The sequence below is a fragment of the Mycolicibacterium agri genome (assembly GCF_002553505.1).
Taxonomy (GTDB): Bacteria; Actinomycetota; Actinomycetes; order Mycobacteriales; family Mycobacteriaceae; genus Mycobacterium; species Mycobacterium agri.
Genome location: NZ_PDCP01000005.1, coordinates 83,619 through 95,414, shown reverse-complemented (window position 1 = coordinate 95,414; position 11,796 = coordinate 83,619). Strand labels below are relative to the sequence as shown.

Annotated in this window: 10 protein-coding genes and 1 pseudogene; 2 read left to right on the top strand and 9 right to left on the bottom strand. The window is 65.5% G+C overall.

Annotated features, from left to right (window positions below):
• The first annotated feature begins 10 nt into the window (after window positions 1-10).
• Both CQY20_RS04620 and CQY20_RS04615 read left to right on the top strand, forming a co-directional pair.
• Window positions 11-1,240: a glycosyltransferase gene (locus CQY20_RS04620; protein WP_097938494.1), complete on the top strand. Its 1,230-nt coding sequence runs from the start codon at window positions 11-13 to the stop codon at window positions 1,238-1,240.
• A gap of 121 nt (window positions 1,241-1,361) precedes the next feature.
• Entirely contained in the window at window positions 1,362-2,507 is a 1,146-nt protein-coding gene (locus CQY20_RS04615) for a thiolase family protein (protein WP_097938492.1), read from the top strand.
• A 101-nt stretch (window positions 2,508-2,608) separates the two neighbouring features.
• On the opposite strand, the gene CQY20_RS04610 is transcribed toward CQY20_RS04615, so the two are convergent.
• The 9 genes and pseudogenes from CQY20_RS04610 to CQY20_RS04570 form a co-directional block, all read right to left on the bottom strand.
• Window positions 2,609-3,637: an NAD-dependent epimerase/dehydratase family protein gene (locus CQY20_RS04610; protein WP_443093916.1), complete on the bottom strand. Its 1,029-nt coding sequence runs from the start codon at window positions 3,635-3,637 to the stop codon at window positions 2,609-2,611.
• Complete coding sequence (locus CQY20_RS04605; RefSeq protein ID WP_097938488.1) at window positions 3,634-4,830, bottom strand: acyl-CoA dehydrogenase family protein; 1,197 nt, start codon at window positions 4,828-4,830, stop codon at window positions 3,634-3,636. Before CQY20_RS04605 ends, CQY20_RS04610 begins: the two co-directional genes overlap by 4 nt.
• A complete protein-coding gene (locus CQY20_RS04600) occupies window positions 4,830-5,876 on the bottom strand; it encodes an acyl-CoA dehydrogenase family protein (protein WP_097938486.1) in 1,047 nt (348 codons plus the stop codon). Before CQY20_RS04600 ends, CQY20_RS04605 begins: the two co-directional genes overlap by 1 nt.
• 2 nt (window positions 5,877-5,878) lie before the next feature.
• Window positions 5,879-6,706: an amidohydrolase family protein gene (locus CQY20_RS04595; protein ID WP_097938484.1), complete on the bottom strand. Its 828-nt coding sequence runs from the start codon at window positions 6,704-6,706 to the stop codon at window positions 5,879-5,881.
• On the bottom strand, window positions 6,703-8,322 hold the full coding sequence (locus CQY20_RS04590; RefSeq protein ID WP_097938483.1) for an acyl-CoA synthetase: 1,620 nt from the start codon (window positions 8,320-8,322) through the stop codon (window positions 6,703-6,705). Before CQY20_RS04590 ends, CQY20_RS04595 begins: the two co-directional genes overlap by 4 nt.
• Window positions 8,323-8,324: 2 nt before the next feature.
• The gene (locus tag CQY20_RS04585; protein ID WP_097938481.1) at window positions 8,325-9,566 is read right to left on the bottom strand and encodes an amidohydrolase family protein; all 1,242 of its coding nucleotides are present in this window, start codon (window positions 9,564-9,566) and stop codon (window positions 8,325-8,327) included.
• Window positions 9,563-9,712, bottom strand: a pseudogene (locus CQY20_RS04580) (enoyl-CoA hydratase); the annotation flags it as partial. The gene CQY20_RS04585 and the pseudogene CQY20_RS04580, both read right to left, overlap by 4 nt.
• 136 nt (window positions 9,713-9,848) lie before the next feature.
• Window positions 9,849-10,856, bottom strand: a complete 1,008-nt coding sequence (locus tag CQY20_RS04575; RefSeq protein ID WP_097938479.1) for a dihydrodipicolinate synthase family protein — start codon at window positions 10,854-10,856, stop codon at window positions 9,849-9,851.
• A 63-nt stretch (window positions 10,857-10,919) separates the two neighbouring features.
• Window positions 10,920-11,717: an SDR family NAD(P)-dependent oxidoreductase gene (locus CQY20_RS04570; RefSeq protein ID WP_097938477.1), complete on the bottom strand. Its 798-nt coding sequence runs from the start codon at window positions 11,715-11,717 to the stop codon at window positions 10,920-10,922.
• Between the last annotated feature and the right edge of the window lie 79 nt (window positions 11,718-11,796).

Below are 11,796 nucleotides of genomic sequence, written 5' to 3'. Positions count from 1 at the left end.
GGAGCCAACGGTGGCAACGATCCTTGCTTACACTTCACCGGCACTCGGTCATCTGCTGCCGATGAGCGCGCTCCTGTCCGAACTTGCCGACCGCGGCCATGTCATTCACCTGCGCACGTTATCGAGCGGTTTGAAGACAGCGCGGTCGTTTGGATTCACCGCTGAGGCAATCGATCCCGACATCGAAGCGATCACCCAGGATGACTGGCAGGGATCCAATCCGATTGCGGCGCTGAGAATCTCGGCGTCCGTGTTCGGAAGGCGCGCCGGACGGGAAGTGGATGACCTCGCCGACGCGATAGCCACGGTGAAGCCGGACGCCCTGCTTCTCGACGTGAACTGCTGGGGGGCGGTATGCGTCGCAGAGGCCGGCGGCATCCCGTGGGCATCCTTTTGTCCATACACACCGTTGCTGCGTTCGCCCGGGGTGCCGCCGTTCGGCATCGGCCTGCGACCGCTACCGGGCGTGCTCGGTAGGGCTCGAGACGCCGCGGCGACCACGCTGTTGCTGGCTCCGCTCGAACGGGTTGGGCGACGACCGTTGAATGCGGTGCGAACGAGGGTGGGACTGGAGCCGGTCAAGTCGATGGACGAGTTCCTGCGGCGCGCACCGCTGATGCTGGTCGCCAGCGGCAAGCCGTTCCAATATCTGCAGACCGATTGGGGCGACACAGTTCACATGATCGGTCCGTGTGCTGTCCGCCCCGGCGCCGACGTCGTTCCCGACTGGTTGTCGGCGATCGATCAGCCGATCGTATTGGTCACGACATCATCGGAGAAGCAGGGCGACACCGAGCTCATCTCGACCGCGATGGCCGCGCTCGCCGATGAACCGGTGCATGTGGTGGCAACTATGCCCGCCGGGGAACCGACCGGTGTGCGCACGCCTGCGAACGCGACCGTCTGCAAGTACGTCGCACACGACGTGGTGCTCGACAGGGCGGTGTGTGCGATCACTCATGGCGGGATGGGCGCGACGCAGAAGGCGCTCGACCATGGCGTGCCGGTATGCGTCGTGCCGTTCGGGCGTGATCAATTCGAGGTTGCGCGGCGGGTGGAAGTCGCACGCTGCGGCACGCGATTGCCCGCGCGAAGGTTGTCGGTGCAGGGGCTACACGCAAAGGTCCGCGAGGCGATGACCATGACCGAGGGGGCCAGGCGGGTCGCGGAGGGATTCGCCGCAACCGGCGGAGTCGCTCGGGGCGCCGATTTGTTCGAGCAGCGCGTGTTGGCCGTTTAGCCGCGAAACGGAATCCTCGCAAGAGAAGTGCGAGTGAAGGCCTGCGCGGACTCCGTCTCGGCGGTGGCGGAGCGCATAGGCAGCGATACTGTAAGAGTTACAGTTGCTATACACTCGCCCCGTGAACAACGTCGCGATCATCGGTGTCGGCCTGCATCCGTTCGGCCGCTTCGAAGGCAAGACCGCCATGGAGATGGGCGTCGACGCGATCTTCGCAGCCGTCGCTGATGCCGGGGTCGAGTGGGCGGACATCCAGTTCGCCACCGGCGGCAGCTGGACAGTGGCCAACCCCGACGCGATCGTCGGCATGGTCGGGTTGTCCGGCATCCCCTTCACCAACGTCTTCAACGCGTGCGCCACCGCCGCCAGCGCCGTCAAGGCGTGCGCGGACGGAATTCGGCTCGGCGACTACGACATCGGCATCGCCGTCGGCCTCGACAAGCATCCGCGCGGCGCGTTCACCGAGGACCCCGCACTGGTCGGCATGCCGAGCTGGTACGCCGAGAACGGCCAGTACCTCACCACGAAGTTCTTCGGCATGAAGGCCAACCGATACCTGCACGATCACAACATCTCGCAGGCGACGCTGGCCAAGGTCGCCGCCAAGAACTTCCGCAACGGCGCGCTGAACCCGAACGCGTTCCGGCGCAGGCCGATACCGGAAGACGACATCGGTAGCTCGACCATGCTGAACTATCCCCTCACGCAGTACATGTTCTGCGCGCCCGACGAAGGTGCCGCCGCGGTGGTCATGTGCCGGGCCGACATCGCGCACCGCTACACGAGCAAGCCCGTGTATCTGCGTGCCGTCGAAGTGCGCACGCGCAGGTACGGCGCCTACGAGGTGAACACCACGTTCGCACCGGTCGAGGAGGACGTTGCGCCGACGGTGTACGCCGCCCGCGCCGCGTTCGAAAAGGCCGGCGTGGCACCGCAAGAAGTCGACGTCATCCAGCTTCAGGACACCGATGCCGGCGCGGAGATCATCCACATGGCCGAATGCGGGTTCTGCGAGCACGGCGACCAAGAAAAGCTGTTGGCCGACGGCGCCACAGAGATACACGGCCCGATGCCCGTCAACACCGACGGCGGCCTGATTGCCAACGGCGAACCGATCGGCGCGTCGGGCCTGCGCCAGATCCACGAGCTGGTGCGCCAATTGCGCGGCGAGGCAGGCGAACGCCAGGTCGGCGGCGAACCGCGCGTCGGCTTCGCTCAGCTCTACGGCGCGCCGGGCACAGCCGCTGCGACGATCGTCACGCTCTGACCTTTCAACCGCGAGCAGACGCAAATGTCCGCCCCGCCCAGGGCTTTTGCGGGCACAAGTGTCTGCTCGCCGAGGAAAGGGGAGCCCACCCTCGGCGCTGATTAGCGCATGAGCCGGCTACTGAGGCGCCGTCCCGACTTCGCCTGCTCGACGTAGAACCGCGCCGCGGCCCGTATCGACTCCGCGGTCGGGCGGGGTCGCCAGCCGAGTTCACGCGTCGCCTTGCCGTGATCGGCGGCGGTCATGATGTGGCTGAGGCGCACGCCGTGGATGTTCATCGGCAGGTCGCGCCGCAACAGCCGGCTAGCAAGACCGAGCAGACCACCGAACGCATACATCGCGGCCAGCGGCACGCCGAACCGCGGCGGCCTAGCCCCGACCGCTGACGCCGCGATCGCGAGTATTTCCCGTTGCGACATATAGCTTTCGGAGATGATGTAACGCTCCCCTACCCGGCCGCGCTCGGCCGCGAGCAGAAACGCGTCGGCGACGTCCTCGATGCCGACGACCTCGGCCGACACCCCTCTGACGTAGACGGGCGAGCGGCCCAACGCCGCCATCTGCACCATCAGACCCTGGTTCGGCTGCCAGTCCAGCGGCCCGTACGGATTGGAGACGCACAGGACCACCGCGGGCAGGCCGCGCTCGCGGGCGTGCCGCAACACCAAATCCTCAGCTCGACACCGTGATTCGATATATGCGCCGCCCTTGTCCGCCCAGTTGAACGGCATGTCTTCGGTGGCCGACTGATCAGGTTCGGCGATCGCGATCGTTCCGATGGTGCTGCAGAACACGAACCGGTGCAGATTGGCCTGCGTCGCGACATCGAGTACATGGCGCAGGCTTTCCACGTTGGTCGCAAACAGCGGCGCCGGATCGCGAAGGTAGAACCGGGTGTCGACGACGCAGTAGTACACGACGTCACGGTCGGCCATGGCGGCCCGCAGCGCCTCCACGTCGCGAAGGTCGCCGTAGCAGCGTTCGACGCCGAGGTCGTCGATCGCGACCGTGTTGCTTGTCTCGCGGACGTAGACCCGCACGTCATCGCCGCGCGAGACCAATTTGCGGGTGACATGGGAGCCGACGAAACCGGTGGCGCCCATCACCAACGCCCGGCTTGTAGTCGTCACGACGCCTTCTTCTCAACCGGCGGCGAGTAATTCGGCTTACCCAGGCCCAGCACGTACTGCGCAATCATGTTTCGGAAGACTTCCAGCGTGCCGCCGTAGATGCCGACCAGCGGCGCGAACCGATAGACGTATTCGGCGGCGCCGTCGTCGGCGGACCCGTCGGTGCCGATCGGCAGGGAAGCAGCCGCGCCGAGGATGTCCATCAGATCCGGTGAGATGTCTCGCATCGTCTGCGCCAGCGCGACCCGTCCGAAGATGCTCGTCGCCGACAGCGCCGCCTCCATCCGAGCCACGCTGCGGCCCAGGCGATATGCCACCGACCCGTCGTCGATCGGGCGACGATTGTCGGGACCCGTTTCGGCGACCTTGGCGGCCGCCGTGTCGACCGCGGCGGCCATGAACCCGGCCTGGTGCATCATGATCGACACGTCCTGCAGGCCGTCGGCGGCGGCTTCCACCGCACCGTGCTCGACGTTGAGCGGCTCACGAACGACGGTCCAGCCGTCGTTCACCTCACCCAGCCGGTATTTGTCGTCGACGCGCACATCGCTGTAGTACACGATGTTCGTGCGGTCGCCGTCGACGGTACGGATGCCCTGGATCTCGATGCCCGGCGTGTCGAGCGGAACGAGAAACATCGTCAGGCGCTTGTGTTTCGGCGCATCGGGGTCGGTGTTGGTGATCAGGAAGACGTACTGGCAGTTGTGCGCCCCGGTGGTGAACATCTTGGAGCCGTTGATGACCCAGGAGTCGCCGTCGCGCACCGCGCGCGTCTTACAGGTGGCGACGTCGGAGCCGCCTTCGGGTTCGGTGTAGCCCAGGCACAGCCGCACGTGCCCGCTGAAGACCCGCGGCATCACCTCGGCCTTGAGTTCCTCGGAGCCATACTTCTCCACCGAACGCGCGATCATCGCCGTCGTGCCGAACGTCACCCACGGCACATGGGCGCGTCGCTTCTCCAGCTCCCAGATGCGCCGCCGTACCCGGTTGAAGCCGCCCTCGGATTCGGGCTTCCATTCGCGGGCAAGGTAACCTGCGGCCCCGAGCGCCAGGTGCACACCCTCGTCGAAGTTGTCGCCGGTCTCGCGGTCGCGCCGAATCACGTCCTCGGTCACGAGCTCTCGCAGAAACGCCCGCGACTCGTGCAGAAACGCCTCGTCCTCCGCCGACAGTTCAACGCGGGAAAAGTCCATTACTTGCCCACCCCGCTCTCGCGCGCCGCGACGATCTCGGCGATGTACTTCGCGCTGGCGCCGGGGTCGCCGCCCGCCAACGCCCACCCGCGGGCGCGAAGCAGGTAGGCGCTGGCCGCCGCCTCCGCCGAAACTCCGAGGCCACCTTGCACGTGTACGCACATGGTGGCGGCCTTCGATGCCTCCTCGGCCATGAAAACGAACGCCGATGGTGCCAGCTCAGGCCGTTCGTCGGGTTCGTTGTCGAGGAACCACGCCGCGCGTCGTGAGAGGTTGCGCCCGCCCTCGACTGTGATCGCGATATTGGCCAGCGGGTGTGAAATCGCTTGCAGCGTCGAGATCGGCACACCGAGCGTGTATCGATTCTTGGCGAACTCGCAGGCGATCGTCATGGTCTGCTCGACCAGCCCGACCAGCGCCGCAGCGGTCAGCACGCGCCACTCGTCAAGCGCGCGTTGATATTCCGCCAATGCCTCCGCGCCGCTCGCGATCACCGTGTGGGTGTCGGCCGCAGCGGGATCGACCCACGCCATCGGCAGCTTGCCGATGTTGTCGACCTTGACCGGGCGGGTGCCGAACGTCAACCGCACGATGTCCTGGCCGTCGCGCACGACGATCTGATCGGCGATGGACCCGGTCGGGATCAGCCGCCTGCCGGTCACCGCATCATGTTGCGGGTCGAAGCCCGCCAGATGCTTACCGGCGACGACATCGGAGTCCAAGCCGCCGAGCCGGGCGAGCAGGCGGGCCGCACACACGTGGTCGATCCACGGCACAGGCGCCAGAGCGCGGCCGATCTCCTCGGCGACCAACGTCAGGTCCACCACGGTAGCGCCGTCCCCGCCAACCGATTCGGGCAGCGCCATCGTCGTCGCTCCCATCGAGCACAGCCGCTCCCACACGCTCTTGTCGAGTCCGGATTCCTCTGCGGCGCGTACGGTTTCGATCGGACAGTAAGCCTTGAAGAACTGCCTGTACGCCTCCTGGATCGCCTTGTGATCCTCGGAGAGGCTGTAGTCCAGCCTGCGCAGCTCGTATCTGTCCATCGCTATTCCTGTCCTGAGAAGAAGAATTGCTCAGCGTTGTTGTAGAGGTAGTTGCCTCGCACCTCGGGCGGCAGGTCCAGCGCAAGCGCCTCGGGGACGACGCGGCGCATCCGCAGCACCGGCCAGTCGGACGCGTAGATCACCTTGTCCTTGCCTCGCGTGCGCATGTAGTGCAGCAGGCTTTCGGGTAACCGCTTGGGAGACCACGCCGACGTCATCAAGCGCAGGTTCTCATACTTGATCATCAAGCGGATCGCGATGTCCCACCACGGGTCGGCGCCGTGGATCATGCACAGCTTCAACTCCGGGAAGCGCACGCAGACCCGGTCGAGATGGATCGGGTTCTGCACCTCCCCCGGTATCGGCGGGCCGGGCAGGCCGGTGTTGACGCACAGCGGCAGCCCGATTTCGGCGCATTTCGTGTAGAGCGGGTAATAGACGGCGTCGCTCGGCGGGTACTGGCCATCGCCCCAGAAGCTCGGGCCGACAACGGCATACGCCACCGGCAGGTCGGCGACGGCGGCGCTCAGTTCACGCAGCGACGGCATCGGCTTCAGCAGGTTCACCCCGCCCATCGCCAGCTTGAACCGGTCCGGCCGGGATTCGGCGAACTTGCGCGCGGTGACGGACGGCTTGGCGAGGTTGTCCATCAGGATCGCCTTCTGCACGCCCTGCTCGTCCATCTCGTCGAGCAGCTCGGACAGATCGACGGGCGCGAACAGCGACTCGGGACCCTTGAAATAGTCGTCGCGCACCTTGAGCATCCATGTCGGCTGCTGTTCGGTCTCGCCGAAGTGCACGTTGACAAGGCAATCGATAACCCGAGTCATGACAACGACACCTCCCTGGCCGCAGCGGCTTTCGCCCAGCGGTAGTCCGCCTTGCCGTTGCCCAGCCGACGAACCTTCTCGACGAGAATGTATTCCTTCGGCGCCTTGAACCGCGCGAGGTGCTCGATGCAGACCGCGTGCAACACCTCGGTGTCGACGCGCGCGCCCGGATAGCTTTCGACGAGCGCGACGACTTCCTGCCCCCACCGGTCGCTGTCCCGGCCCACGACCAGAGCGTCGGCGACACCCGGACAGGTCCGCAGCACCGCCTCGACCTCCTCGACGAACACCTTCTCACCGCCGGTGTTCACCACGAGGGAGTCACGGCCGTAAAGGCGCAGGGTGCCGTCGGCCTCGAGCGATGCACGGTCACCCGACACGACGACTCGCTGACCGTCGACGATGGGGAAGGTCTTGGCGGTGGCTTCGGCGTCGTCGAAGTAGCCCAACGGAATTCGTCCGATGCGCACCACCCAGCCGACAACGTTCTCACCCGCAGTGACGAACCGGCTCAGGTCTTCGGAGACCACTGTGCCGCCGGTGCGCAGGTCGAAGGTGTCGCGGCGGGATCCCCGCTGGTTGTGGCCGAACGCCATGTTTCCGGTTTCCGACGAGCCGTAGCCGTTGATGATGGTCAGCTGCGGCAACAATTCCAGCAGTGCGGCTTGATGTTTGACATTGGTCACCGCACCACCCGTTCCGATCGCATACAGCGACGACAGGTCGTAGCTGTTGCACTTGAGTTCCTCGATCAGCGGTCCGGCGTATGCGTCCCCGACCATCGTCATCAGCCCGACCCTTTCCCGCTCGGCGGTCGACAGCACTGCGGGCGGGTCGAAGCGGGTCTTATCGTCGTAGAGCACCACGGGCAGGCCTGCCAGCGCACCGGAGAACACCGTCCACAGGCCCGCGGCGTGCATCAGCGGAGATACCGCGAACCACGGCGGCCCCTCGTTGCACCGCACCTTGTCGTGGATTTCGGCGGCCGACTCGTGGTCGGCGCCGCCCATCGACGACACGTACGAATCGGCTTGCCGCCACATCACTCCCTTGGGCCGTCCGGTGGTGCCGCCCGTGCAGTACATGATCAGGTCGTCGGGCGATGCCGCGATCACGCGGTTCGGATCACCCTGTGCCATCGCGTCATCCAGGTCTACCGCGCCCGCCAGGCCTGGCGCATCGCTGCCGTCGTCGACGCAGATCAGCAGATCAGCAGCGTCGACGAGAACGTCGGCGAAGCGCGCCCCCAACGAGCGGTGGTGGGCCACCACACGCGGCTTGACGTAGTCCAGTAGTTCGGCGACTTCGCGGGGAGTGTAGTGGTGGTTGATGTTCACCGGGACGGTGCGTGCCTTCAACGCGCCGATGACGAGTTCCGGGTAGCGGTCGTTGTACATGACCAGCGCGACGCGGTCTTGGCCGCACTCCCAGTTCTTCAACTCCGCTCGCTCCCGGTGTGCGCCGAAACCCGTGTCGGCCAGGAAGTTCGCCAGCCTGCGCGTGCGCGCAGCCATCTCCCCGTAAGTGGTTCTGCGCTGACCGCACACCGTCATCGTGCGATCTCCTATGACGTCGGCAATGGCGTCGACGACATCGCCGATGGTCCACTCCGGCATGGTCAGGCGTTGGTCAGGACGCCGACGCCGAGCAGGTCAAGGGCGTTGTCACGCATCACCTTTCGGGTGTCCTCCGCGCTGAACTCCGGGAACTGGGGGATGTCGGCGGTGAACGACATCGGATCGGCAAGGCCTTCGCCGTGTGGCCAGTCCGAACCGAACAGGACCCTGTCCACCCCGATCGTTTCGGCCAGCAGCTTGACGTCGTCCTCGTAGTACGGCGCGATCCAGACGTTGTTGCGCAACTGCTCGACCGGATCCTCCTTGAAGTGATAGGGCGCGGTGTTGGCGGCCTTCTTCAACCGCTTGATCAGCCGGTAGACGAAGTACGACCCGTTCTCGATGCTGGCCACCTTCAGCTTGGGGTGGCGGGTGAATACCTGGTGCACGATCATCGACGCCATCGTGTCGTGAATCGCGCGGTCGTCGAGCAGCACCTGATCGAGCGGGTCTTTCTTGCCGAAGCCTTCGAATGTCGCCTTTCCGCCCCACAGCGCGGCGATCGCGAGATAGCCGCTGTCGGAGAGGTGGAAGATGACCGGAACGCCGGCTTCGGCCAGTCGCGCCCACACCGGGTCGTGCACCGGATCGCCCAACGAGCGCGGCTTGACCAGCCCCGGCACCGGCGCGGGTCGCACGCAGACGATCTTGGCGCCCCGGCTCAAGACGAACTCGACCTCCTCGACGGCCTTCACGGGATCGGCCAGCGAGATGATGGGCGCCGACAGGAACCGGTGGTCGGGGCGGTCGAATCCCCAATCCTCGTCCAGCCAAAGGTTGAAGGCGTGCAGCGAGGCCATCGTGGCCTCGATGTCGTGCTTGAGCGCCTCCTCCACTCCGCAGGCGAAAGTCGGCAGCATGAATACGGTTTCGAGGTTCTGGCGGTCGAGCACCTCGAGCCGGGCATCGCGGTTCTGGTACTCCGGATGGTCGCCCAACCGGTCGACCTTCATCAGCGACGCCGGGTCGACGCCTTCGGGAATCTCACCGCGGAACAACAGATCCAAACAGCCCGGCTCGATGATCGGGTCGAACGTCGGATTCGGGATGAAGTGGTTGACGACGCCGCCGATCACCGCGTACGTGCGCTTGCCATCGGTGAGCATCTGCACGCCGCGGCGTCTGAATTCCATAGGGAGATGGCGGGTGAACGCGTCCAGCGGCTCGTAGTAGTGGTTGTCGACGTCGATCGCCCTGTAGTCGAGCGTATGCGGAGTCCATCCGCCTTCTCGCGTGTCGGTCACAGCGTCGCCTCCTTCAACGGCGGGAAGTTCGGTGTGCGCTTTTCGAAGAATGCGGTGATGCCCTCGATGAAGTCGGGGCGTTGCATCGATTCGCCTTTGAGCTTTTCGGCATGGTCGCTGGCTTCGAACACGTCGCGCATGGAGTCCACCCCGCTGTCGCGCAGCTTGTAGAGGACCGGGTCGTCGGCACTCACCCCTCGGACCTCCTCAGCTGCGGTTCCCGGCTCAGTGATTGTACTTACTGTACACCTATCGGTAGTGGCTTCTACACCTGTTCAGCGCTCATCCGCGAACCAGGCCGAGACGTCGATACGCTGCGTCGATCTGCGCTTTGCCTTCGTCGGGGAACCGCGCTTGCGGCGGGCGCGAGTGCGGATAGTCGCCGATCGGCAGGCCAAGCACCGACGCCGCGTATTTGAACGCCCCGCCCCAGTGCGTGAAGTAGTCGGGCCGACCCGGGTAGCACGTGAACCACGACCGCACATCGACGGCGAACTGGTCTAGGCCGGACTTTTCGGCGAAATCCATCGCCTCGACCAGCTTGTCCGCCCAAACCAGCTGCCAGTACTCGGAAAGTATTGGCTGCTGCGGGGTTTCGTACAGATACCCTGCCGTGCCGAGTTGTGCGGGCCCGACGATGCCCGCACGCAGCCAGCCGGCGCGGTACACGGTCGGGTCGCATTCCCAGATCACCAGATCGGGTGCCAGTTCGTGCAGCAGCCGACTGCTGGCCGGGCGAAACGCGCCCTCCTTCGTCGCGCAGACCGCTGGAATCTCCTCGTAGATGCGAGCTTCCTCGGCCGGGGTCATTACGTAGCCCGACGACGGAGAGTTGAATATGCCCAGCGCGATCTCGGTGCGATCGGCGACGTAGCGGAAGAAGTTCATCACGCCTTCGCCGCCGTGCACCTCCATCATCGGTGTCTGGATGTAGACGATGTCGGCGCCGACTTCCTGAGCGTGCAGCGTCAGCTCGAGGCAGTCCTTGGCGGACATGGCCGCCGTGCACGCCTGTACGACGACATCGGGGTCGGCTTTGCGGCCTTCCTCGATTGCCACTTCCAGCAAGCGCTTTCGCTCGTCGAGTGTCAGGGACCAGAACTCGGCGATACCGCTGGTGCACCACAGCATCGGATGTTTCAACTCGCCGACGCAGTAGCGCACGAGCGTGCGGTATGCGTCCCAGTCGATGTCGTCGCCGTCGTGGCCGGTGAACGGGGTGTAGAGGCTGTTTCCGATGCCGCGGAGCGAACTTCGTGCCCATTCGCGTGCGTCACGTGCTGTTGCCATGCCGCCTCCTTCTGTCTCCGACTGCCGCGCTGCTTGACGCAACTCTGCTTGCTCGTCGGGCGGCTAGGTGAAGTCGCTTCCACCGTCGATGTTGATGTTGGCGCCGGTCATGTACGAGTTGCGCGGCGAGACGAGAAATGCGACGACGGGGCCGATTTCGTCGGGCAGACCGGCGCGGGGAAGATGCGCGGGATGCCCGAAGTGCTTGTCGATACCGGCCATCACGGCGTAGGGATCGCTGCCGTCGATGCCGACCGACTCCGCCCAACCCGCCAGGGACTCCGACAGAATGCTGCCCGGCGAAACCACATTCACCATGATCTCGTCGGGTGCCAGCGCCAGGGACAGGTTCTTGGAGATGCTCGTGACCATGGCCTTGGCGGCGGTGTAGGCGGGCAGGATGACGCTTTGGCGCTGCGTCGAATGTGCCGAGAAATTGACGATCCGCGCCCATTCGGCGTTGCGCAGCAGGGGTAGTGCCGACCGCACGCAATGCACCATGCCCATTACGCCTTGGTCGACGGCCTGTCGCCATTGCTCGTCGGTGAGGTCTTCGAACCTGCCTACCGCTGCCGGCCCTGCGACGTTGATCAGGATGTTGAGTTCGCCGTCCCAGCGGGTGCCCACCTGGTCAAAAACCCGTTGCACGGCTTGGGCATCCGTGACGTCGGCGACGATGCCGAGCGCCTCCGGACTGCCTCGGGTGCCGAGTTCGCCGACCGCTTCGTCGAGTGTCGACTGCGTCCGCCCGACGACCGCGATGCGCGCGCCGTCGTCGGCGAGACAGCGCGCGGCCGCCAGACCCATCCCTCGGCCACCGCCCACCACCACCGCCGTCGCGTCCGTGAGTCCGAGATCCATGACCGTCCCGCCAGTTGTTAGCTGCGCCATAAATGGCTGGAAAAGCTTACTATAGGACTTACAGTAGAACGGCGAAACC

Coding starts and splice junctions, on each gene's coding strand:
- CQY20_RS04600 (WP_097938486.1), bottom strand. CDS start 5,876: ATGGACAGATACGAGCTGCGCAGGCTGGACTACAGCCTCTCCGAGGAT.
- CQY20_RS04595 (WP_097938484.1), bottom strand. CDS start 6,706: ATGACTCGGGTTATCGATTGCCTTGTCAACGTGCACTTCGGCGAGACC.
- CQY20_RS04570 (WP_097938477.1), bottom strand. CDS start 11,717: ATGGATCTCGGACTCACGGACGCGACGGCGGTGGTGGTGGGCGGTGGC.
- CQY20_RS04590 (WP_097938483.1), bottom strand. CDS start 8,322: ATGCCGGAGTGGACCATCGGCGATGTCGTCGACGCCATTGCCGACGTC.
- CQY20_RS04575 (WP_097938479.1), bottom strand. CDS start 10,856: ATGGCAACAGCACGTGACGCACGCGAATGGGCACGAAGTTCGCTCCGC.
- CQY20_RS04605 (WP_097938488.1), bottom strand. CDS start 4,830: ATGGACTTTTCCCGCGTTGAACTGTCGGCGGAGGACGAGGCGTTTCTG.